Here is a 23,006-nt window from a genome sequence, read left to right as displayed (position 1 = left end):
GAGCTGTGTGCATGTATTCTGGTAGGCAGTACTGGATTCGAACCAGCGACCTCTACGATGTCAACGTAGCGCTCTAACCAACTGAGCTAACCGCCTGCGGTGAAGAAATGAAATAATAGATCTTCCCTATGGGCCTGTCAACACTATTTTGCGTTTTTCTATAAAAAAGATGATCTTTTTTTTCTGACTCATCTCCAGAAATAGCTCTTTGGGCCTGTGAAATATCGCAATCCATTGTTTTATAAGAGTTAAACAAAAAATTGGCAGATTCTCAGAAATTTTCGCCTTTCCTGGGCAGACAGATCAATGAAACATATAGATACACACAATCTGTCTCCAGCCAGCATCAAGCCACCCCACTGCCACACGATTTTTCTATTCAAGTTCTTCGGGCAAAAATAAAATAATTGCTTTACGCCTACAGATCATCGATCTCGTCTGAAACGGATCTGCGGCCGCTACGGGACACCTACGCACATGACTTGCTCTTCTCTCCCGCCTACCCCAACTCAACTGCTGGATTTGCCTGGCGTTCAGGAAACCACGCTGGAAGCGGTGCTTTATACGCCACCCAATGACGAGATTTTTGACGAGAACCCCTGTTTAAGCTGTGGCGTGTGCTGTTCGCACTTTCGGGTGTCTTTCTATAGTGGTGAGTTAAGCGGCGAGACTGGCGGTACGGTGCCGGTCGAGTTGACCACCAAGGTTGGTCCGCTGCGCGCCTGTATGAAAGGAACCGAGCAAGGTGAAGGCCGCTGTATTGCCTTGCGCGGCACTTTGGGCCAGCCCGGGATTCATTGTGCTATCTATCCGGATCGCCCTACCCCCTGTCGTGACTACCAAATCTGGGAACTGGATGGCAGCCCAAATGTGGATTGCCAGCGTTTGCGCAGCAAGCACGGTTTGCCTTTGCTGCCGAATCGTCCGTTGCCGGCTCCGCCCGCCTTGCCGGAGCATGATGAGGCGGCCTGATACCTGTACCGCCAAGCCTCTCTTGAAAAGCCTTCACTGCTGATGCGTGAAGGCTTTTTTGTTGCACATCAATTGACACATGAAGCTTCTTTTTCAAGCACAGAGATATTCTATTGTTTGAATGAATTCGAAGCTATCCGTAGATTTCTCATTGTGTTTCTACCTATAGAAACCCCTGCTCCAGACCTGTAGCCTACAGGTGTTGGATGTAGCTTGTTTTGGACTTTCAAAGACACGAACAAGCTTTATTCAACACGCAAACATAGTCATAACAATACTGGAGCAAAGAGATATGCGTTTTAGTCGTTCACGTTTAGCAGTTGCATCATTGGTGTGCCTGGCTGGGTTTAGTTCCATCAGCCCCATAACATCGGCGGCCTCACCTGCCGCCGACCTGTTAATTGTGAATGGACGTATTTATACGCAAAACCCGGAGCAGGCCTGGGTAGAGGCCATTGCGATACGTGATGGGAAAATTGAAGCTCTGGGAAGCACAGAGCAACTGCAATCCCGACGTGGAGCCAATACTCAGTTGCTTGATCTGGGCGGCAAGATGGCCATGCCCGGTATTAATGAAGCGCACTCCCATCCTGTGTGGGGTGGGTTGAAGCATCTGTTCCAGTGCAACTTCCCCTTCACAGTAACGCCGGATGTATTGGCAGACACGCTAAAAGCCTGCGTGGCTCGTAGCGAAACGCTCTGGATTCAGGGCGGCCAATGGGATAGTGATTTCTTCAAGACTCACAAAATTGACTCGCCACGAAAATGGCTGGATGCCGTCTCTGGCGACAAGGCTATTGTTCTAACCGACGATACGGGTCACAACGCCTGGGTGAACTCCAAGGCTTTGAGCCTCCTGCAAATTGACGCCAACTTTACGCCTCCTGATGGCATGACCGTCAAGCACGAGGCAGACAGCCGCGAACCCAATGGGGTTTTAGTCGAGGCCAATAGCTACATCCGTTCTTTTGTGCCGGACTGGACGGATGATCAATATCTGAAAGCAGCGCGGTATGCCATCCAGGAGTCCAACCAATTCGGGATTACAGGTTTGAAAGATGCCGACGCCAGCGAAGCTGTTGTGCGGTCGTACTACAACCTGGACAAACAAGAAGGTTTAAATGCCCATGTTGCCACTGCTATCCGGATCTCTGGCAAGGACAGCAAGCATGTTTTTGACTTTGCAGAAATTGACCGCATCAGCAAGCTGTATGCTCGCCCCGGCCTGAAGACCAACTACGTCAAGATCTATACCGACGGGGTACCTACCTCGGCGCATACGGCAGCCATGTTGGAGCCCTACGCGGATACTCATCACGACGATCCTTTGTCCTTGGGAGCCTTGGTCGTTCCAGAAAACGAACTGGACCGCGTCGTCACTCATTTGGATGCAGCCGGCTATGGCTTGAAGATGCATACCGCGGGTGATCGGGCTATTCGTGTGGCCTTGAATGCCATTGAAAAAGCGCGTAAAGCCAATGGATCTCAAGGTTTGATGCACGAACTGGCGCACTCGGAGTTTGTAGATGATCAGGATAAGCCACGCTTCAAAGCCCTGAATGTAGCGGCCGACTTTTCTCCCTATATCTGGTACCCATCGGGTTTGATTGACGCCATCAGCTCGGTAGTTGGTGAGCGCAGCAAAAGCATGTTCCAGGCACGTGCCCTGCTCGACCAGGACGTCACCATTATTGCGGGTTCGGACTGGCCTTCTGGCGTGAAGGACAACAATCCCTGGCCTGCGATTGAAGCACTGATGACTCGTGCCAATCCCTTCGGACAACGTCCAGGTGAACAAATGGGCGCTGAGCAAGCCTTGAATCTGACCGAAGCACTGCAGATTTTCACGCAGAATGGGGCCAAAGCATTGGGTCGAGAAACAGAAACCGGCTCTTTGGAAGCAGGAAAATCTGCTGATCTGATTGTGCTGGATCGGGATCTATTCAAGATTGAGCCCAATGAAATCAGCGACACCACGGTACTGATGACTATTTTCCAAGGCCGTCTGGTGTACACAGCAGCAAAATAAGCTGCCCGGCAGGCCGGCTAAATACGCTACCATGCACGGTTTGTAGGGCCGCCCGGCCCTGCGCTTTCGGGAGTCGAAGCAAATGAAATACCGCAAGCTGGGCAATACAGACCTGGACGTCAGCCTGATTGGTTTGGGCACCATGACTTACGGGGAACAGAACAGCGAGGCCGATGCGCACGCTCAGCTGGACCTTGCCTTGGAACTGGGTGTGAATCTGGTGGATACCGCCGAGATGTACCCTGTTCCCCCTATAGCGGCCACGCAAGGTTTGACCGAACAATATATCGGCACCTGGCTGGCTAAAACCGGCCGCCGCAAGGACATTGTTCTGGCCAGCAAAATTGCCGGTCCCCAACGTGACCCCAAGCGCCCTGGTCATATCCGCAATGGCGGCACCAGCCTGGATCGCAAGAATCTGGAACAAGCCCTGCATGACAGCCTGCGTCGACTGCAAACAGACTATCTGGACCTGTATCAGTTGCACTGGCCAGATCGCAGCACGGTGACGTTTGGGCAGCGTAGCTACCCGTGGAAAGAAGAAGACACTATCCCTATCGAAGAGACCTTGTCGGTATTGGACGACTTTGTGCGTCAAGGCAAGATACGTCACATCGGTGTGTCCAATGAAACGCCTTGGGGGGTTTCGCGCTTTCTGGAGTTGTCGCGTTCCCGCTCTCTGCCGTTAATTGCCACGATCCAGAACCCCTACAACCTGCTGAACCGCGTGTTTGAAGAAGGCCTGTCCGAATTCTGCCGTTATGAAGGCCTGGGGCTGCTGGCCTATTCGCCTTTGGCGATGGGAGTGTTGACGGGCAAGTATGACAACGGCGCTCGCCCTGAAAAAGGACGTTTGACGCTATACAACCGTTTCACCCGCTACGATGCCCCTCGTGCCCGTGAAGCGGCGCTGGCCTACAACGAACTGGCTCGCGAAAACGGTTTGACGCCTACCCAACTGGCCCTGGCATGGGTGAACCAGCAAGCCTTTACCAGCAGCAATCTGATCGGTGCGACCACGCTGGAGCAACTGCGCGAGAACATCGCCAGTGCGGATGTTCAATTGAGTGATGAGCTGATCGCCAAGATCAACGCTATTCATCACCACACCCCGAACCCCGCGCCTTAATTGGCTTTCACCCCGCTTTGAGCCCAAGTATCCAAAGCGGGGCACCCCTCTTTGTTATTCCCTCTCCTGTTCTTGTGCTTGCAGAGCGCTGATTTTTTATTTATGCTCAAAAAAAGCATAACAAAAGAGACGCCTTTCTTTCCGCTCAGAAATTCATATTTCCCATTTTTTTTATCCATTTATGCTCAAAATGAGCATCAAGGACAAACATGATTCAGCATTTCCCCGTTGATGTCTGCCAACCTGACACCAAGGACGCTTTGAGCCGCCAGATCACCTGGCATGAAGTGCCTTCCAAACTCAGTCTGCAAAGCGATAAGGCCACCTTGAAACAGGCCCTGGCCAAGCAGTTGAAGGAGCAAGACGCTGTACTGGTCGCCCACTACTACACGGACCCCGATATTCAGGATCTGGCTTTAGAAACCGGGGGTTGCGTAGGTGACTCGTTGGAGATGGCACGCTTTGGGCAGGAGCATGGGGCCAGCACGGTGTTGGTGGCCGGTGTCGGATTTATGGCTGAGTCCGCCAAAATCCTGAGCCCTGAAAAACGTGTACTGGCTGTGCATGACGAAGCGACTTGCTCTCTGGATCTGGGTTGCGCCCCCGAAGACTTCAAACAGTTTTGTGCCGCGCATCCAGACCGGGAAGTGGTGGTGTATGCCAATACCAGCGCAGCCGTCAAAGCACAGGCGGATTGGGTTGTGACGTCCTCAATCGCCTTGGACATCGTGCGGCATTTGCATGCCCAAGGGAAAAAGATTCTGTGGGCACCGGATCGTCATTTGGGCTCCTATATCCAGAAACAAACCGGCGCAGACATGCTGCTCTGGCAAGGTTCCTGTCTGGTCCATGACGAGTTCAAGGCCGATGGCTTGAAGTCTTTGATGAGCGAGCACCCCGATGCTCAGGTACTGGTGCATCCCGAGTCACCCGCTTCAGTGGTTGCGCTAGCCGATGTAGTTGGCTCGACAACGCAGCTACTGCGCGCTGCCATCAATCATCCTGCCGACACCTTTATCGTCGCCACCGATCAAGGGATTTTGCATGCCATGCGTCAGCAGGCTCCGGGTAAAACCTTTCTGGCTGCACCCACGGCAGGCGAAAGCGCCACCTGCAAAAGCTGCGCCTATTGCCCCTGGATGGCCTTGAACAGTCTGGAGGCTCTGCATCAACGCTTGAGTCAGTCAGGTCTTGGTATTCAAGTGGACCCGGACCTTCGTGAAGGCGCACGACGTTCCTTGCAACGCATGATGGATTTTGCTGCTGCTCAGCAAAGCAATTTGCGCGTGAGTGCTGACTTGGCCGAGCACAGTCAGCAGTTCCAGCATGTAGGAGCCGCTTGATGCAATCAGGCTCAACACAGACGGATGTGTTAATCATCGGTGCGGGGCTGGCTGGCACCAGTCTGGCCCTGTCCTTGCCCTCCTCGATGAATGTGACTTTGCTGAGCAGCGCCCCCGCTCCTTGTGGGGCCAGCCCTATGGCCTTGGGCGGTCTGGCCGCCGTACTCAGCGCCCAGGACAGTCTGGAACAACACATTGAAGACACGCTGGAGGCCGGTGCTCGGCACTCGGATAAGGAAGCGGTACGCGGGATTTTGCAAGCCGCGCCAGATGCAGTGCATTGGCTATTGGAAAGGCAGGTTCCTCTGGACCGAACCGAAGATGGCCAATTGCATCTGACTCGCGAGGGTGGGCATAGCCAGCGACGCATTGTGCACGCGGCCGATGCCAGCGGCTACGCCATCATGCAGGCTCTGTTTCCGGAATTGGCTCAAGCCTCTCATGTTCAACAGCGGACAGACTGCCAGGCATTGGCTTTACGACGCAACGAACAAGGCGCGGTGGCTGGCGTGGACATCTACGACAAGCACACACGTCGCTACGAAACCATTTTGGCGGACCAGATCGTGCTGGCAACAGGTGGGCTAGGCAGCCTGTATGCGCACAGCACCAATCCCGACAGCGCTTTGGGAGAAGGGATTGCCTTGGCCTGGCGTGCGGGTGCCGCGATACGCGATCTGGAGTTTGTGCAGTTTCATCCGACCTGCCTGCATGCAGAGGGGCCGACCTTTCTGCTGACCGAAGCCTTGCGTGGTGAGGGTGGGCATCTGCTGGACAAGCAAGGCCGCCGCTTCATATCAGGCTACGACGCTAGAGCGGAGCTGGCTCCACGCGATATTGTGTCGCGTGCTATCGCAGCGCAGATGCGGCATGAAGGTAGCAACCATGTCTGGCTTGATGTGCGCCATCTTGGTGCGGAGACTTTGCAGCAGCATTTCCCGAAAGCGTTGGAAGAAGGCTTGCGTCGGGGTTTGGATTTACGTCAGGACTGGGTGCCAGTAGCGCCTGCCGCGCACTACAGCTGTGGAGGGATTGAAACAGACTTGTCAGGCCGTACAACGGTAGCTGGTTTGTACGCCGTGGGTGAAGTAGCCTGCACAGGTTTGCATGGGGCGAATCGCTTGGCCAGCAACTCCTTGCTGGAGTGCGTCGTCATGGGGCGGGCGGCTGCCGAGGCGATTACTAGAAGCAAGAGGACCCAGCGTTCAGCGTTGGTCCCTGAGACAGATATTGCAAATACAAGTTCGATTTCAACTTCATGTTCATACACAAACTCAAAACTAAACTCCAGTTCCAGTTCCAGTTCCAGTTCCAGTTCCAGTTCCAGTTCCAGTTCCAGTTCCAGTTCACAGGCTAGTGTCGGCCCCAATTGGGGTTTGGGTTTGAACTCTAGTTCGAGTTCGAAGCCAAGTCCAAGACCTTCCCTTATGACTGCGGCGGCAACCAATGCAGTGGAAAACATAACCACCAATCCCCCCTCCCTTCTCTCCTTGCGCAACTTGATGCAAGAGCATGTCGGCCTGTTGCGCAATCGCCAGGGCCTGGTCTACGCCCTGCACACTATTGACGATTGGCGCGAACAAACAAGCCAACTCCCTGACAGCCTGGAACAACGTACTCTCAGCCTGCAGCTGGACACGGCCTGGCTGCTAACTCAAGCAGCCTTGGCTCGCCCGCACAGTCTGGGTGCGCATTTCAGGAGTGACTAAGACCCGCCGCCTCCATGGGATAGAATAAAAAAATCAGATTAAGAGGCACCTCAACATGCAGGAGCCCATTCGATGGAGGCAATATGCGATTACTCATGGTCGAGGACAATGAGGATTTGGGAGAAGCCATCGCCAGCCGGCTCAGTGCGGGCGGTCATAGTGTGGAGTGGGTCATGAATGGCGAGCAGGCCCTGCGCTATCTGGAGATGGATAACTGGGATGTCCTGCTGTTGGATATCATGCTGCCCGATCAGGACGGTTTCAGTATTTTGCGGCATCTGCGTCGGCAAACACCCAGCCTACCCGTGCTGGTGATGACAGCCCGCTCAGAAATCGAGGACCGTGTTTCCATGCTGGATCTGGGGGCGGACGATTACCTGGTCAAACCTTTTGATCTGCGCGAACTGGAAGCACGGCTACGCGCCCTGATGCGTCGCCCCGCCACCACGCAAGCGGAAATCTGGCAGTTGGGACACGTCAGCATTGATATCGCCGCCCGGCGCATCAATAGCCGGGATCAGACCGTGGAGTTTGGTCAGCGCGAATTCTGCTTGCTGGAATTGCTTCTGAGCCGTGCCGGGCAAGTTGTCACCAAGGAACGGCTGATGATGCAGCTGTTCAACTTTGATGAAGACTCCAGCCCCAATGCGGTGGAGCTGCATGTCTCCCGCCTGCGGCGCAAGCTTAGCGATATTGCCATTCGCATCGACACGGTGCGGGGCACCGGCTATATGGCCAGCCTGGGCGATGTCAGCTGATGCGTCGCTCCCTGTCCATCCAGCAACGTGTGCTGGCGCTGGCGGTCTGTCTGTTGGCCGCCGCCCTTTTGGCTCTGGGCCTGGCGTCACGCCAATACGCCCAACGCGCTGCCGATTCCGCCTATGACCGGCTCCTGAAAGCCGCCGCCCTGACCATTGCCAACGCCATTCAGATTGATGAAGGCGAACTCTCTCTGGAACTGCCTTACTCGGCCATGGCCATGCTGCCCGAGCAGGAGCACATTTTTTACAGTGTGCGCTCGACCAGCGGGCTGATTTCCGGCTACCCGGACTTGGGGGACGCCCTCCCGCCCGCCACCAGTTCCGAACCACGATATGACACGATCAGCTATCACGACACGCCCGTGCGGGTCGCCACGATTGGGCGCTTGCTAACGGGCGAACACTCACTGGGCCGAGGCTGGATCACCATACGCGTGGCCGAAACCCTGGGAACGCGGCAAGCGCTGGCGGACGAGCTGCTGGGCCGCAGCACCTTGTCGCTGACGGGCCTGATTTTGCTGGCCCTGATGATTACCAGTCTGGGGATTCGGCGCGCCTTCGCCCCCTTGGCGGAATTGGAGACCGCGCTCAGGGAACGTTCTCACGACAACTTGCAGCCCATCGACACGCCAGTGCCCAAGGAGATTCGCCGTCTGGTCGAGACCCTGAATGCCTTCATGCAGCGTCTACAAACTGCTGTAGGCACCTTGAACAATCTGGTAGCCGATGCGGCTCACCAGATTCGCACTCCTTTGGCGGCAGTGCATTTGCAAACCCAGCTTGCCATGGACCAGCCCGGCTCGGAAGCCGTACGCCCGCGCCTGCAACGGATTTTGAACAACACCACCCATGCCACCCATTTGCTGAACCAGTTGCTGATGGATGCCACGGTCAGCCATCGTCTGGATCGCAGCGCCATGCGCCCGCTGGACGTAACCCCGCTGATTCAGGAAATCCAGGGGCGTGTGGACCCGGATCGCGCGCATAGGCTGCAAGTCCACATCACCCCTTCGGCGCGGCGCGCCCAGGTGTTGGGCGATCACGTTTCGCTACGGGAAATGCTGCGCAATGTGATCGACAACGCCATGCTTTACAGCGACGAGCATATCTCGGTACGCATCTATACCCGGCCCAGCGGTTTGGTAGTGTTTGATGTGTCTGACCTGGGCCCCGGCATCAGTGACGAGGACAAAACCCGCTTGCTGGAGCGCTTTCAACGTGGCCCCAGCAGTCACGGCAGACCGGGATCGGGCTTGGGCCTGTCAATTGTGCGCACGGTAGTGCAAGCCCATCAGGGAACTTTGCTCTTGCGTGACCATTCCCCGCAAGGGCTGACGGTCCGTATCGAAATCCCGGCGCTGATTCAAGGCCACAAACCTGCAAACACCCTGCCACAGACGTTGGCCGTTCTGGCCTTGGCGTTGACAGGCCTGCTCGTACATCCCGACACTGTTCATGCTCAGGACAAGACCGCGCGCCCCGATATGGGCATACGCAGCCATGAATACCCAGCGATTTCTCCCAAGCAAAATCCGGATGATCAGCCTTTGCTGGTGATCGCTGGCCCTACCGATACGGAACTGTTTGAAGTACTGGTGCACGACTTCCAGAAAATCCAGCCTCAGGTGAGCATTCGCTACCACGAGATGGATTCCACCGCCCTGTATCGGCACACCACTCAAGGCAGTCTGCCCGACACGGATTTGCTGATCAGCTCGGCCTCGGACTTGCAGGTAAAGCTGGCCAACGATGGCTACGCCCGTCCCTACTCGTCCAGCCTGACCAATGCCATGCCCAACTGGGCGCGCTGGCGCAATGAGGTGTTCGGCTTCACGCTGGAACCGGCTGTCATTGCCTATGCCCCTTCCCGTTTGCCGCCCGATTTGCCCGCCTCTCGCGAGGCCCTGCTCCGGCTCCTGGAGCGCAATAGCGGCAGTTTGATGGGCCGTGTCGGCACCTACGACATCCAGATCAGTGGCGTGGGCTATCTGTTTGCGCTCTATGACGAACGCACCTCCTCCACTTTCTGGGGGATGGCCAATGCCCTGGGCCGGGTCGGCACCCGTTTGTATGCCAATACCGCCGCCATTCTGGACGATCTGGACAACGGCACTCTGGATGTGGCCTACAACGTGCTGGGCTCTTATGCCCTGGCCCGTCAGAAAGCCGGTTCAGACATTGCCATCGTCGTTCCCAGTGATTACGTCTCGGTGTTTACCCGCAGCGCCTTGATTCACAAACAGGCTCGTCGACCCGATTTGGCTGCCACGTTTATCGATTATTTGCTCTCGCCCCGCGGTCAGCAAACCATTGCCGGCCCGGCCGGATTGGGCCCGCTCAATGCCATCGAAACCGGCAGCTGGTTCACAAAACCCGTGTCAAATCAAGCAATTGGAATCGTTCAACCCCTTATCCTGAACCCTTCCCTGCTGGTCGGTCTGGACCCCACCCGACGCCAGCGTTTTCTGCAAAACTGGCGGCGTCTGGTCACGGACACGCCCACCGGACTAGGGGATGTTCCCTATCAGCAGTGACAGGATGCTGACAGCTAGAGTCAACACAATGGAATGACATTGATCCCAAAAAAGCCCCGCATCATGACGGGGCTCTGAAACCAAGGAGACTCGAATGTCAGCATTCACCATCCCTAGCCGCCTTAGCCTGCTAGCCCTGTCACTCAGTGCCAGCATGCTTGCCGGTCAAGCGGCCTGGGCTCAAGGCGATCAAGCGCAAGCCGCCGAAAAAGAAGGCAAGGTCATCGTCTACTCCACGACCGATACCAAGGCAGCCGCTCCGCTGATTTCCGCCTTTGAAGCGGCCAACCCCAAGATCAAAGTCGAATACCACGACATGAACAGCACCGAGCTGTACAACCGCTACATCAGCGAACAGGCTTCGGGCAGCAATAGTGGTGACGTGGTCTGGAGTTCGTCCATGGATTCGGCCATGCGCCTGGCTACGGACTACGCCGCCAGCTACGCCTCCCCGGAAATCCCCTCCCTGCCCAGCTGGGCTGTTTGGGAAAACAAGGCGTTCGGCACCACCTACGAGCCTACGGTGTTCATCTACAACAACCGTCTGATCAAACCCGAGGAAGTGCCCAAGACTCACGCTGAACTGGCCAAGCTGGTCGAAAGCGACAAGGATCGTTTCCGCAACAAGGTCACCACCTACGACATCGAGAAATCCGCTGTGGGCTACATGCTGGCCGCTCAGGACAGCAAGAAAGGCGACAGCTACTGGGATTTCATCAAGGGCGTAGGCTCGGCCAATCTGGTTCTGCAATCGTCCACCGGCACCATGATGGAGCGCGTCAGCTCGGGTGAAAACCTGATCGGCTACAACCTGCTGGGTTCGTATGCAGAAACCCGCGCTGCCAAGGACAAGGCCATCGGGATTGTGTACCCCTCTGACTACACCCTGGTCCTGTCGCGTGTAGCGTTCATCAGCAACAAGGCACAAAACCCCAACGCTGCCCGTGTCTTCCTGGACTACATGCTGTCCAAAGACGGTCAGGACATTCTGGCCAACAAGTCCGAACTGGCCTCGATCCGCTCTGACGTGGAAGGCGATAACGACGTGGACGGTCTGACCAAGAAACTGGCCGGTGTGGAACTGACCCCCATCCCAGTAGATTCGTCCCTGCTGGACTTCCTGAAACAAAAGGAACGTCTGGACTTCATCAAGCAATGGCGCGCTGCCGCCAATAAGTAAGACGCCTCGTCTTTGAATCGGGTGGTGGCCCCTGCCACCACCCCGCCTCTTTTCCGCCTGGAATCCTTATCATGCAAGCCTTACGCCTTCGGTGGCAGGCCTGGCCGCGCCATGTCGTTGTTCTGATAACGGCACTGGCCATTTATGTGCCGCTTAGCCTGATCATCATCCAAAGCCTGCTATCCGCCCCTTTTTTCGCGGCTGACAAGTCTCTGGGGCTGGATGCCTTCCGTTTTATTTTCGACGACCCGGACTTTTACAAAGCCCTGGGTAGCGGTTTCATCATGGCCTTTGGACTGGCCGGTATCTCGATTCCCCTGGGTGGCATTCTTGCCTTCCTGATGGTGCGTACCGATTTGCCTGGCCGTACCTGGATTGAACCGCTGATTCTGGTCCCCATTTTTGTCTCCCCCATGGTGCTGGGCTTTGGCTACATTGTTGCCGCCGGGCCTGTCGGGTTCTTCTCCACCTGGACGCTGGACCTGATCGGTTTTGTGCCCTGGAACATTTATTCCTTCACCAGCATTGTCATCATTGCCGGTCTGACACACGTTCCACACGCTTACCTGTACATTTCCTCCGCTCTGCGCAGCATGGGTTCGGATGTGGAAGAAGCCGCCCGTAGCGCCGGTGCCAGCCCCTGGCAAGTAATGCGCTCGGTCAGCCTGCCCATGGTTCGCCCGGCCATTCTGTATGCCTGCGTGCTGCTGTTTTTCCTGGGTCTGGAAGTGTTTGGTCTGGTGCTGGTGCTGGGTGACCCCGAAGGCCATCTGGTCCTGGCCACCTACCTGTACAAACTGACCAACAAGCTGGGCATCCCCTCCTATCACCTGATGGCTGCGGTTGCCGTGATTCTGATCGCCATGACCATTCCTCTGGTGATGCTGCAACGCCGTCTGATGCGTACCGCCAACCGCTTTGTGACCGTCAAGGGCAAGGCTTCCCAAGCTCGCTCGCTGCCACTGGGCCGCTGGCGCTGGGCGGCTGCCACACTGGTTGCGCTGTGGCTGTTCTTTACCGTGATCGTGCCGGTTGTTGGCGTGGTGCTGCGTGCGTTTGTGTCCAACTGGGGCATTGGCGTGTCGCTGATGGACGTGCTGTCTCTGGATGCGTTCCGACAAGTCTTTGGCCAAGCCAACCTGCTGCGCGCCATTTTGAACTCGATCGCAATTGGTGTATTTGGTGGTGCCCTGGCGGTGATCTGCTACACCTTTATCGGTCTGGCCATGCACCGCAAGCCAGACGGCATCACCCGCTTCCTGGACTACAGCGTGCTGGTTCCGCGCGCGGTGCCCGGTCTGCTGGCTGGTCTGGCGTTCTTGTGGATGTTCCTGTTCGTGCCCATGTGGCTGGACCAGTCCCTGGAAAACGGCTGGCTGTCAGTACTGCCCATGGCGGAATGGCTGCGAGGTTCGGTCGTCGGTCCCATGCGTGCCCTGCGTAGCACCATCTTCAGTGTGTGGCTGGCCTACAGCGTGGTCTGGATGGCGTATGGCTTGCGCCTGATCTCTTCCACCTTGCTGCAAGTAGGTCCTGAACTGGAGGAAGCGGCCCGCAGTACGGGTGCCCGTCCCGGTCAGGTCACACGCCAGATCACCCTGCCCTTGGCGAAATTCGGCCTGATTGGCTCCTGGTTGCTGATGTTCCTGATTTTCGAGCGGGAATACTCCACCGGCGTGTACTTGCTGACACCCGGTACGGAAACCATTGGTTCCATGCTGGTGTCCCTGTGGGCCACGGGTGCGATCGACATTGTGGCTGCCCTGTCCTTTATCAATATCGTGTTGGTGGTCATTGGCCTGACCATCGCATTGCGCTTCGGAGTGAAACTACGATGACCGAGCTGACTGTAGAAAATATCCACCTGGCCTACGACCGCAACCCCGTCCTGAAAGGCGTCTCCATGAGCCTGAACAAAGGCGAAGTGGTGTCCCTGCTGGGTGCCTCGGGCAGTGGTAAAACCACCTTGCTGCGCGCTGTTGCCGGGCTGGAGCAGCCGTCCCAGGGCCGTATCGCCATCAATGATGACGTGCTGTACGACTCGCAAAAGCGTATCGACCTGCCCGCCGAAGCCCGCAATCTGGGTCTGGTGTTCCAGTCCTACGCCTTGTGGCCGCACATGACGGTGCAGGACAACGTGGCTTACCCACTGACGCTGCGCAAAACACCCAAAGCGGAAAGCCGCCAGAAAGTGGATGCCATTCTGAACCAACTGGGCTTGAAGGGTCTGGGCGAGCGCTACCCCAGCCAGCTTTCTGGCGGGCAACAGCAACGTGTCGCCATTGCACGTGCCCTGGTCTATAACCCGCCTGTGATTTTGCTGGACGAGCCGCTCTCCAACCTGGATGCCAAGCTGCGTGAAGAAGCCCGCGTGTTCCTGCGCGAGCTGATTGTGGAGATGGGCCTGTCCGCTTTGATGGTGACCCATGACCAGGCGGAAGCCATGGCGATTTCAGACCGGATCCTGTTGCTGAACGGTGGCGAAATCGAGCAGCAAGGCACTCCGCAAGAGGTCTACAGCAATCCCAAGACCCTGTACACCGCAGAGTTCATGGGTTCAAACAACCGTCTGCAAGGCAAGGTGACGGAACAGCGTGATCAGCAAATTCGCCTGAGCGGGCCCGGCTGGGACTTGTGGGGCCATGCCGCCGCTCCCCTGAACGCCGGGCAGCAAGCCACCGCCGTGATTCGAGTCGAGCAAGTGCAACTGAATGCGCAGCCCGGCCCCGATACGCTGCAGTTGCAGCTGTCCACCAGCATGTACCTGGGCGACAAGTGGGAACACGTATTCCGCATGGCAGACCCGTCTGCCGGCACCTTGCGTGCTTTCGGCCCCGAGCCCCTGCCCAGTGGCGTGCATCACCTGCAATTGCCACCCTCCAAGCTGTGGATTTACCCCTCCTGATCCACAGCCTCAAACCGGGAGTTGCCCCCAGCAGCTCCCGGTTTACCCTGATTGCATACTTTTGTAAGCACAGCTAATGTAGTCGCGTCACTACAGGCGGTATGAAAGAGACCTGTTCAGTCAGGCGCCGACGGAGCAACCACCCCGGAATCTCTCAGGCAAAAGGATCGTACCAGCCCGACACTCTGGAGAGCGGCGCATGACGCCCACCGAAGGAGCCCAGCCTGAAACATCGGTTGGATAAACTCTCAGGTCACAGGACAGATGGGGTATTGCCACTATTCGGTGGTAATTCACCTGTCAGGAGCCTGTTATGTCGCATATTGCCGTCATTGGCGCCGGTATTTCCGGAATCACCACCGCCTACGCCCTCAGCCTGAAAGGCTATCAAGTTACCGTTATCGACCGCCTGCGCTACCCCGCGATGGAAACCTCCTTCGCCAACGGCGGGCAGTTGTCCGCGTGCAATGCCGAAGTCTGGAACAGCCGCAGCACCATTTTGAAGGGCTTGAAGTGGATGATGCGCAAGGACGCCCCACTGCTGTTCAACCCCAAGCCAAGCTGGCACAAATACAGCTGGATGGCGCAATTTGTGGGCGCGATTTCCGGTTACGAGCGCAACACCATAGACACCGTCAAGCTGGCCATTACCGCCCGCGAGAATCTGTACCAATGGGCCAAGGACGAAAACATTGATTTCGACCTGGAGCAGCGCGGCATTCTGCACATCTACCACACCCCCGGCGGCTTTGAGTCTGGCAAGAAAGTCAGCCAGCTGCTGCAAAAAGGTGGTCTGGAGCGCCGTACCGTTACCAACGAAGAAATCCACCAGATCGAACCTGCCTTGCAAGGCACTTACTACGGCGGTTTCTTTACACCTTCGGACGCCACGGGCGATATTCACAAATACACACGCGGTCTGGCCGATGCATGCGCCAAACGCGGCGTGAAGTTCCTGCAAGATACGGAAGTTCTGGGTATTGATTGCGGCCCTCCACACCGTATCCAGCTGCGTACCGGTGAAGGCGCTGAGGCCCACACTCATACGCTGTCTGTCGATTCCTTGGTGGTGTGCGCTGGCGTGGGCAGCCGTCACTTGGCTCATATGCTGGGTGACTACATCAATATCTACCCCGTCAAAGGCTATTCGATCTCGGTGTATCTGGATACGCCCGAAGCCCAACATGCCGCCCCCTGGGTCAGCCTGCTGGATGAAGAAGCCAAGATTGTGACCAGCCGCCTGGGCAAAGACCGCCTGCGTGTGGCCGGCACAGCAGAATACAACGGCGCCAACAAGGACATTCGCGCCGACCGTATCGCCCCGCTGACCAACTGGACCCGTCGCAACTTCCACGATGCGGCTACTGACCGTGTCGTACCGTGGGCAGGTTTGCGTCCCATGATGCCGGACATGATGCCGCGCGTAAAAGCAGGCAGCCGCCCTGGCGTCTACTACAACACCGGCCACGGTCATCTGGGCTGGACACTGTCAGCCGCCACCGCGCAAATCATTACCGAGGTAATTGCTCAGAACGAGCGTCAGTCCGCACCTGCTCAATTTGCCACCAGTCCGGCAGCAGCTGCTGCACCCGCCGCTGCCCATAGCGCTCGTCCAGCAGATACACAAAACCTTGATCCTGTTCATCGCGAATCACACGACCCGCGGCCTGTGTAATCTTGCGTAGCCCCGGATACAGATAGGTATAGTCATAGGCCCGCCGCTCCCCAAAGAGCCGGGCCATGACTTGCCGCACAGACTCATTGGCCGGGTTGAATTGCGGCAAACCCAAGGTGGCAATAAAAGCACCGATCAAGCGTTTACCGGGTAAATCCACCCCTTCTGAAAACGCCCCACCCAGTACTGCCAAACCCACTCCCTTCCCGTCCAGCGTAAAGCGGTCCAGAAACTGCGTTCTTTGCAGATCGCTCATGCCCGGTTGCTGATGCCAAAGCGGCATATCCGGCCAGCGCTCCTGCAAAGCCTGGCTGACCTGCTCAAGATAATCAAAGCTGCTCAAGAACAAGAGATAGTTGCCCGGCTGCTCCTGATAGGCCTGCCCGACAATATCGCAGACCCCGCTCAGGCTCTGGGCCCGGTCGGCATAGCGCGTGGACAAACCGGCATATTGGCGTACCCGCAACTGCTCGGCCCGATAAGGAGATGCCACATTCAACTCAGCCGTGCCTGGCGGCAAACCCAAGACATCACGATAAAACTGTGAGGGGTTCATGGTGCCGGAGAACAGCACCACACCGTGCGCATCGCCATAGCGTTCGGCCAGAAATGGAGCAGGCACGATATTGCGCAAGTTCAGCAGTACGCCATCACGCTGCGCCAAAATATCAAACAAGGAATGCGAGCCGAACTGTCCGGCTAGGTCCACAAAGTACAGCAACTCAAAATAAAACTGCAGCAAGGGACTGTCTTGCGGCATGGGGTTCTCAGCCACATAAGCCCCTAAACGCGCGGCCAGGTATTCGCACTGCTCCAGCAAGTCCTCCGGGATTTTTTCCAGCCCCCATTGATCGCCACCTTCTTCGGGTATCAAGTCATCCATCAAGCGAGTCAAGGGAGCGAAATGACGCTTCAAAGCTGAAGGCGCGGCTTTACGCGCCATGCGTAGCTGCACTTGCGAGAAGGAAGCGGAATACATGGAACGGGCGCGTTCTACCAGATTGTGAGCCTCGTCCACCAGAACAGCGCTGCGCCATTGCTGGACCAGGGTCTGGCTATACAGCACCGCATGCGTGTCGAAAAAGTAGTTGTAATCGCCCACAATGGCGTCTGCCCAGCGCAGCATTTCCTGGCTCAAGTAATAGGGGCAGACCTGGTGTTCGCTGGCCACTTGTTGCAAGCGCTGGCTAGTCAGCATGGGCTGCTCCAGAGCCTGCTGACGGGCAGCGGGAAGACGATCGTAAAAACCTTCGGCCAGCGGACAGGATTGACCATGGCAGGCTTTATCCGGATTGGGGCACTGCTTGTCGCGCGCCACCATTTCCAGCACCCGCCACGCGCCCTCACCTTCCGGGCTTAAGCGCTGCAAGGCGTCCAGCGCCATTTGCCGACCCGAGTTTTTAGCCGTCAGATAAAACAGCTTGTCCAGACCAGCCTCGGGCATGGCTTTCAGGCCGGGGAATACGACTGCCAAGGTTTTGCCTATACCCGTGGGCGCCTGGGCTAACAGACACTGTGCATCACGCTGTGCCCGGAACGCGGCTACGGCCAGTTGCCGCTGACCCGCACGAAACTGCTCATAGGGAAACTGCAGGGCTGTACAAGCCTGATCGCGTGCCAGCCTGTGCTTTTGCTCCTGCCGCCCCCACGCTACATAAGCGCGGCATTGCTGCTCAAAAAAGGCCCATAGATCCGCGCGCTCCAGATACTCGGAGATGCTGGTCTCTTTGTGCTTGTCCACGTGGTAATACACCACGCTGACTGTCATCCCCGGCAAATCGCGCTCCTGGCACAAGATGGCAGCGTAGACTTTGGCTTGCGCCTGATGCAGGCGTCTATGGTGCTCGGGGATGGCATCAAAAGCACCCCGATAGGTTTTCAGCTCTTCCAGGCAATTGCCGACGGGATCAAATCCATCGGCCCGGCCACGCACCAATAGCCCTTCCATCTCATGCGACAGTGGTACTTCGGCTTCATAGTGTTCGGGGCGACGCAGCTTTAACTGCTGGTGGCCCAGGATACCTTCCTGCGCCGTAGCCGCAGGCGTAAAACGCAGGTCCAGATCCCCGCTGCGGGCGGTAAATTCACATAAAGCGCGTACGCCTACCGTCCAGGCTTTCATGGGGATTCAGGCCGGGTTACATAGCAGACACGCGCAGGGATGGCGTGCTGCTCGAAATAACTTAACCAACGCCGCTGATTGTCCTGCAAGCGGTCTCCGGGGCCTTTTACTTCAATCAATTCATAGCTTTGCTGGGCAGGCATGAAGCGCACCAAATCCGGCAATCCCGAACGGTTGTCCCGCCAATCCTGCAAGATACGCTTGAACACCAGTTGTAAGTGCTGGGCGGGGATGCAATGCAAGGCCTGCTCGATCAAGGATTCATCCAAGGCAGGCCAGATCAGCAAGGGGCACTGTATGCCACGCTTTTCCTGCCAGCGCTGCCAGATCACGGTTTTATAGTCTGCGCCGTCCAGCACGCTTAAAGACTGATCAAACAAGCTCTGCCTGCGTGAGACAAAGTCCGGGTTCCCCCAGTCAGCCGGACAGGCTTGATAAGGGTGGAAAAATGCGCCGGGCAAGGGAGCGAAAATAGCATCCCAGCTCAACAAGCCCAATAAGGCCGGGAACAAGGCGTTTTCTACGTAAAACACCGGAGCCAAGGGGCTGTCCCAATGAGCCAATACCTGCGACTCGACCCGATTGCCATCATCAAACAAAACCAGATCACTACGTTGTGTGCGGCTTGCCGGTTTATTGGACGGCGAACTGGGCGGTGCCTCTACCGCCAGCTTGCGACGCATGCGGGGCAGCATACGCAGCAACTTCTGGGTTTCGCTTTCATTTTCGGGCTGGTCCCAGGCCTGACAGAACAGGGGCCAGGCTCCTTGATGCTTGTCCTGACGCTCCAGCACACGCAATTGACGGTAACGGGCTCCGGGCCAGCTTGTCTGCAAGTAAGCTTGCTCGGCCAAGGGCCACCAGTGTTGGCGTTCGGCTTGCTGGCCTAGTTGAAACAGGGTCTTTGCCTTGCGTCGTTGCAGCCAGTCGCTGTCCGTCTCAACCGCCTGAACGGCGGCAAAGCGCTGGGCCCACAGCTCTGGATCAGCTTCGTCCTGTGCGTCACGTAGTTCGGACAAGGTTTCATACAGGCGCACGTCCTCATTGTGGCGAAACGCCCGGCTGGCCTGATCCAGAACCACGGTTTCGTAGCGATACAAGCCCAGATCGCTCAGTACGAACTCGGACCAGTCCTGGTAATGATTGCCAAAAAACAGCAATTGCAAACGCTGCGCCCAATGCATGACCTGCGGTGAAAGACGCAGTGTGGGGGCTTGCAGGAGTGGATCGGCACACCACTGCGTAAAAGGCCGAGCCTGTTCGCCATGAGCCTGCCCAATCCATTCCAGATAGTCCGACTTGCGCCCGGTGGCTGGCAGATCACTGAACAAGCGGCGCAGCTCGGGTACTGTATGGACGGCAAACAAGGTTTCCAGATCCAGCTCGGGATCCGTTTCTATCAGTTCACAAGCCGCCAGTTCTTGCACTGCCGCATCCAGGTTGTCGATCTCGGCATAACGCAGCTTGTCGATACGGAACACCGGGCCTTTACGCATCAGCAAACGCACCAACAGGGCTTGCGCAGGCTGGGACGCATGCACAAAACGATGGCCGCACTGGACGTGTTCAGGCTCCAGCAGGTCGGAACTGGCGTGCTGTACCCACTGCAAAACCTGATGGAAATTATGCAGATAGTAAAAAGGAGGAAGCTCTGGCGGAGTCATAAGTAGGCTGTGTATATATCCAGCTACTTTAGCATTCCTTCAAGCCGGGCGCGACTCCAACAAGCGCATCCAGTCGCGCAACAAGGTATCCAGACTTTGCCGCTGCGTGGCATCCAGACCTTCCAGCAAATTTTCTTCATTGGCCAAATGGTCCACCACAACCGCATCCACACAGGCCAAACCTGCAGGACTCAAGCGCACCAGAATACGGCGGGCATCTTCCGGGTCGGCAATGCGCTCGATCAAGCCCTGCTTTTCCAGACCCTGTAAACGATGCGTCATGGTGCCGGAGCTGACCATCAAGGTGGAAAACAAAGCGGTGGGTGCCAAGGTGTACGGCGGGCCGGAACGGCGCAGGCTGGCCAGCACATCAAACTCGCCCAACTGCAGGCCATGACGCCTGAAGTTCTCGCTCATTTGCTTTTGGACCAGCTGGAAGCAGCGCGTCATGCGGCCCAGCAAGGCCATGGCGTCCAGGTTCTGCAAGTCTGGCCGTTGTTCGCGCCACTGATTGATGATCAGGTCTACCGCGTCGTGTTTTTCGCTCATGATTTCTCGATTTCGATATTTATCTTGATATTAAGATAATTCAACCCTACACTGGCATTTATCTCGATATCAAGATACTTTCATCATGAACCGACTTTCTCTTTGGCTGGTGACGGCCTTGACCGCCCTGGGCCCCGCCATCTGGGGTTCCACCTACATTGTGACCACAGAAATCCTGCCGCCCGACCGCCCTTTTATCGCGGCCTTTTTGCGCTGTTTTCCCGCTGGGGTGATGCTGCTCTTGTGGAGCCGACGCATGCCTGCCCGAGGCGACTGGGGTCGTACCCTAATTCTGGCAGCCTTGAATATCGGTGCCTTTCAGGCGCTGCTATTCGTGGCCGCCTACCGCCTGCCAGGTGGCTTGGCGGCTGTTGTAGGTGCAGCTCAACCCTTGGTGGTGATTGCCCTGGCCTGGGCTTTGGAAGGCAAACGCCCGGTCACCATGGCTTTAGTCGCTTGCATGATCGGCATTGTCGGCATGGGCATTTTGCTGTTATCACCAGAGAGCCAATGGGATACCTGGGGCATGGTCGCGGCGATTGTCGGGGCGTTGTGCATGGCTATGGGCACGTACTTGTCACATCGCTGGCGTAGCGGCATGCCGATTCTGGCCTTTACGGCCTGGCAATTGATGCTGGGTGGCCTGATGCTGGCCCCTCTGGCCTTGTGGCTGGACCCGCCGTTGGACAGTTCCTTGAGCGGCGTGCAAATCGGCGGCTATCTTTACCTGTGTCTGGTCGGTGCACTGCTGGCCTATACCCTGTGGTTCCGCGGGATTGCTGTTCTGCCGTCTGTGGCCGTGTCCTCGCTGGGTCTGCTTAGCCCTTTGACCGCCGTGATTCTGGGTTGGCTGATTTTGGGGCAAGCCATGACAGGCTCCAGCCTGCTGGGCATCATTTTGGTGATGGGTAGTGTGCTGGCAGTGCAGTGGATCAGCAATCGCCCCGCCAAATAAGAACCTTGCGCCCATAAAAATAGCGCCCCTTTTAACAATCTGGATGGGCGCATAAGAGAGTTCACTATCTTGCTACTCCGCTAGAAGCAGCAAGATAGTGACTAATAGCGTTCTTGCAGAACTTGAGCCAAATCGGTTGCAAAGCGCTGGGCGTCTTTGGCATCCAGATTCGCAAAGCTGACACGCAAGCCTTGAGCGGGATTGCTCACCCCAAAGACTTGTCCGGATCGAACCAGCCAGCCACGTGCAGCCAATCCTGCCAATACCGGCTCGGCTTCCCGATCCAGCGGAATCCACAGATTGAAGCCTTCCTCGCTATCCCAAAAAGGAATGCTCTGCTTTTTCAGGGCTTGCATCAGATCGGCACGAGCCTGTACATAAGCAGCTTGTGCAACACGAGTCTGCGCCTTGATGTCGGCATCCGTCAGCCCGTGCACCACCATTTGCTGCAACAGATGGCTGACCCATTGAGCTCCCGAAGCCAGACGCTGCGACAAGCGTTCGCTGGTTTGCAGGTCTGAAGCCACCAGGGCAACACGCAAATCCGGGCCCAAGCCTTTGGACACCGAACGGATCAAGGCCCAACGCAAATGATCGGCAGGAATCACGTTTCGGTAAGGACTGCTGGCCAGCATCCAGAAGTGATCGTCAATCATCAACAGCAATTCGGGATACTGCTTCAGGATTTGCTCGATCTGCTTGGCGCGGGCACGGCTTAGGGAACATCCCGTAGGGTTATGCGCACGTGGAGTCAGAATCAGGGCGCGCAGACCATCTTCCAAAGCCGCTTCCAGCGAGGCCGGCACAATCCCTTCGCTATCAACCGCAATGCCTACTGGCTTGTAGCCCAGCGTGTGCACGGAATTAATGCTATTCAGGTAACCTGGGTCTTCAATCCCGACCTTATCGCCCGCCAGCAAAAAGGCTTGCAGCAAACGCTCGATCGCATCGACCGCACCGTAGCTGACGTGGTAATCGGTTTCTGAGGGCGTGTCTTTATGGAACACCTGCTGACATACGGCACGCAATTCAGGCACCAAGGGGTCGGCACCATACAAAGCCTGGGTTTGGCCACGCACCCCGGCTGTCAATTGAGTAGGAGCCGGCAAATAGCCCAGCGCCGGATTACCGCTGGCCAGATCCTGCAAGGCCGAGCTGGCACCATGCCCTTCCCGCGCCAGCTCCCGGATTGCTTCACGAATCCGTGTCCCGCGACGGCCTTGTGCATCGGCCACCCCGGCGGAGACCAGGCGCTTGTATGCCAGGGCAACCGTATTCCGGTTCAAGCCCAGTGTTTGAGCCAATTCGCGTACCGGCGGCAAAATCTGGCCCGGAGCAATTCGCCCCAGTGCCACTTGCTGTCGGATATCATCGAAAAGTTCCTTCGCATTGCTTCCCTGGATATTCATTTTGACCTATGACATAATAGTTTATGCGCGACCCGCAGGGTCGAGTTTATCTTTTTTTTCTTCCTTACTG

General features: G+C 56.8%; 15 protein-coding genes, 1 tRNA gene, 1 pseudogene and 1 riboswitch. Of the genes and pseudogenes, 12 read left to right on the top strand and 5 right to left on the bottom strand.

The genetic code is table 11. From position 1 onward, the window contains the following. Positions 1-19: 19 nt before the first annotated feature. Positions 20-96 (bottom strand) — tRNA-Val (locus DUD43_RS08780). Between the two features lie 459 nt (positions 97-555). Here DUD43_RS08780 and DUD43_RS08775 point away from each other — a divergent pair. The 11 genes from DUD43_RS08775 to DUD43_RS08725 all read left to right on the top strand — a co-directional run bounded on the left by DUD43_RS08775 (position 556) and on the right by DUD43_RS08725 (position 16,237). Next, the gene (locus tag DUD43_RS08775) at positions 556-972 is read left to right on the top strand and encodes a YkgJ family cysteine cluster protein (RefSeq protein ID WP_035267876.1); all 417 of its coding nucleotides are present in this window, start codon (positions 556-558) and stop codon (positions 970-972) included. Between the two features lie 403 nt (positions 973-1,375). Beyond that, the gene (locus tag DUD43_RS08770; protein WP_228125944.1) at positions 1,376-3,001 is read left to right on the top strand and encodes an amidohydrolase; all 1,626 of its coding nucleotides are present in this window, start codon (positions 1,376-1,378) and stop codon (positions 2,999-3,001) included. Positions 3,002-3,083: 82 nt separating this feature from the next. Then, positions 3,084-4,130 carry an NADP(H)-dependent aldo-keto reductase gene (locus DUD43_RS08765; protein ID WP_153229977.1) on the top strand — a complete coding sequence of 349 codons (1,047 nt, stop codon included), beginning with the start codon at positions 3,084-3,086 and terminating at the stop codon, positions 4,128-4,130. A 209-nt stretch (positions 4,131-4,339) separates the two neighbouring features. Next, the gene (gene nadA, locus DUD43_RS08760; protein WP_153229976.1) at positions 4,340-5,473 is read left to right on the top strand and encodes a quinolinate synthase NadA; all 1,134 of its coding nucleotides are present in this window, start codon (positions 4,340-4,342) and stop codon (positions 5,471-5,473) included. Further along, on the top strand, positions 5,473-7,182 hold the full coding sequence (gene nadB, locus DUD43_RS08755; RefSeq protein WP_153229975.1) for an L-aspartate oxidase: 1,710 nt from the start codon (positions 5,473-5,475) through the stop codon (positions 7,180-7,182). The genes nadA and nadB overlap by 1 nt, the downstream gene beginning before the upstream one ends. 83 nt (positions 7,183-7,265) lie before the next feature. Further along, entirely contained in the window at positions 7,266-7,940 is a 675-nt protein-coding gene (locus DUD43_RS08750; RefSeq protein ID WP_035267896.1) for a response regulator transcription factor, read from the top strand. Continuing rightward, complete coding sequence (locus DUD43_RS08745; protein WP_153229974.1) at positions 7,940-10,477, top strand: extracellular solute-binding protein; 2,538 nt, start codon at positions 7,940-7,942, stop codon at positions 10,475-10,477. The genes DUD43_RS08750 and DUD43_RS08745 overlap by 1 nt, the downstream gene beginning before the upstream one ends. A 94-nt stretch (positions 10,478-10,571) precedes the next feature. Beyond that, positions 10,572-11,657, top strand: coding sequence for an ABC transporter substrate-binding protein (locus tag DUD43_RS08740; RefSeq protein WP_080747931.1), 1,086 nt, complete (start codon positions 10,572-10,574; stop codon positions 11,655-11,657). 71 nt (positions 11,658-11,728) lie between these two features. Further along, positions 11,729-13,495: an ABC transporter permease gene (locus DUD43_RS08735; RefSeq protein ID WP_035267900.1), complete on the top strand. Its 1,767-nt coding sequence runs from the start codon at positions 11,729-11,731 to the stop codon at positions 13,493-13,495. Beyond that, positions 13,492-14,562 carry an ABC transporter ATP-binding protein gene (locus DUD43_RS08730; RefSeq protein WP_153229973.1) on the top strand — a complete coding sequence of 357 codons (1,071 nt, stop codon included), beginning with the start codon at positions 13,492-13,494 and terminating at the stop codon, positions 14,560-14,562. Before DUD43_RS08735 ends, DUD43_RS08730 begins: the two co-directional genes overlap by 4 nt. Before the next feature lie 92 nt (positions 14,563-14,654). Next, positions 14,655-14,742, top strand: a riboswitch (glycine riboswitch). A gap of 133 nt (positions 14,743-14,875) precedes the next feature. Further along, positions 14,876-16,237 carry a D-amino acid dehydrogenase gene (locus DUD43_RS08725; protein WP_153229972.1) on the top strand — a complete coding sequence of 454 codons (1,362 nt, stop codon included), beginning with the start codon at positions 14,876-14,878 and terminating at the stop codon, positions 16,235-16,237. On the opposite strand, the pseudogene DUD43_RS19220 reads toward DUD43_RS08725, so the two are convergent. The 3 genes and pseudogenes from DUD43_RS19220 to DUD43_RS08710 all read right to left on the bottom strand — a co-directional run. Then, a pseudogene (locus tag DUD43_RS19220) lies at positions 16,182-17,558 on the bottom strand (ATP-dependent DNA helicase); the annotation flags it as partial. The gene DUD43_RS08725 and the pseudogene DUD43_RS19220 overlap by 56 nt on opposite strands. A gap of 797 nt (positions 17,559-18,355) precedes the next feature. Next, the gene (locus tag DUD43_RS08715; RefSeq protein WP_153229971.1) at positions 18,356-20,023 is read right to left on the bottom strand and encodes a VRR-NUC domain-containing protein; all 1,668 of its coding nucleotides are present in this window, start codon (positions 20,021-20,023) and stop codon (positions 18,356-18,358) included. 39 nt (positions 20,024-20,062) lie between these two features. Next, entirely contained in the window at positions 20,063-20,572 is a 510-nt protein-coding gene (locus DUD43_RS08710; RefSeq protein ID WP_153229970.1) for a MarR family winged helix-turn-helix transcriptional regulator, read from the bottom strand. 85 nt (positions 20,573-20,657) lie between these two features. Here DUD43_RS08710 and DUD43_RS08705 point away from each other — a divergent pair, with 85 nt between their 5' ends. Beyond that, positions 20,658-21,527 (top strand): DMT family transporter, encoded by an 870-nt coding sequence (locus tag DUD43_RS08705; protein WP_153229969.1) that lies wholly within the window; start codon positions 20,658-20,660, stop codon positions 21,525-21,527. Between the two features lie 101 nt (positions 21,528-21,628). On the opposite strand, the gene DUD43_RS08700 is transcribed toward DUD43_RS08705, so the two are convergent. After that, the gene (locus DUD43_RS08700; RefSeq protein WP_153229968.1) at positions 21,629-22,936 is read right to left on the bottom strand and encodes an aminotransferase class I/II-fold pyridoxal phosphate-dependent enzyme; all 1,308 of its coding nucleotides are present in this window, start codon (positions 22,934-22,936) and stop codon (positions 21,629-21,631) included. Positions 22,937-23,006: the final 70 nt, after the last annotated feature.

It is taken from the genome of Alcaligenes faecalis (assembly GCF_009497775.1).
Lineage (GTDB): Bacteria > Pseudomonadota > Gammaproteobacteria > Burkholderiales > Burkholderiaceae_B > Alcaligenes > Alcaligenes faecalis_D.
Note: the sequence above shows the minus strand (reverse complement) of the source record. Positions and strands in the feature narration are given on the sequence as shown.

Excerpts from the sequence above, each read along its gene's own strand:
- nadA (WP_153229976.1), top strand. The coding sequence starts at position 4,340 with ATGATTCAGCATTTCCCCGTTGATGTCTGCCAACCTGACACCAAGGAC.
- DUD43_RS08750 (WP_035267896.1), top strand. The coding sequence starts at position 7,266 with ATGCGATTACTCATGGTCGAGGACAATGAGGATTTGGGAGAAGCCATC.
- DUD43_RS08765 (WP_153229977.1), top strand. The coding sequence starts at position 3,084 with ATGAAATACCGCAAGCTGGGCAATACAGACCTGGACGTCAGCCTGATT.
- DUD43_RS08705 (WP_153229969.1), top strand. The coding sequence starts at position 20,658 with ATGAACCGACTTTCTCTTTGGCTGGTGACGGCCTTGACCGCCCTGGGC.
- DUD43_RS08745 (WP_153229974.1), top strand. The coding sequence starts at position 7,940 with ATGCGTCGCTCCCTGTCCATCCAGCAACGTGTGCTGGCGCTGGCGGTC.
- DUD43_RS08710 (WP_153229970.1), bottom strand. The coding sequence starts at position 20,572 with ATGAGCGAAAAACACGACGCGGTAGACCTGATCATCAATCAGTGGCGC.
- nadB (WP_153229975.1), top strand. The coding sequence starts at position 5,473 with ATGCAATCAGGCTCAACACAGACGGATGTGTTAATCATCGGTGCGGGG.
- DUD43_RS08730 (WP_153229973.1), top strand. The coding sequence starts at position 13,492 with ATGACCGAGCTGACTGTAGAAAATATCCACCTGGCCTACGACCGCAAC.
- DUD43_RS08715 (WP_153229971.1), bottom strand. The coding sequence starts at position 20,023 with ATGACTCCGCCAGAGCTTCCTCCTTTTTACTATCTGCATAATTTCCAT.
- DUD43_RS08725 (WP_153229972.1), top strand. The coding sequence starts at position 14,876 with ATGTCGCATATTGCCGTCATTGGCGCCGGTATTTCCGGAATCACCACC.
- DUD43_RS08735 (WP_035267900.1), top strand. The coding sequence starts at position 11,729 with ATGCAAGCCTTACGCCTTCGGTGGCAGGCCTGGCCGCGCCATGTCGTT.
- DUD43_RS08700 (WP_153229968.1), bottom strand. The coding sequence starts at position 22,936 with ATGAATATCCAGGGAAGCAATGCGAAGGAACTTTTCGATGATATCCGA.
- DUD43_RS08740 (WP_080747931.1), top strand. The coding sequence starts at position 10,572 with ATGTCAGCATTCACCATCCCTAGCCGCCTTAGCCTGCTAGCCCTGTCA.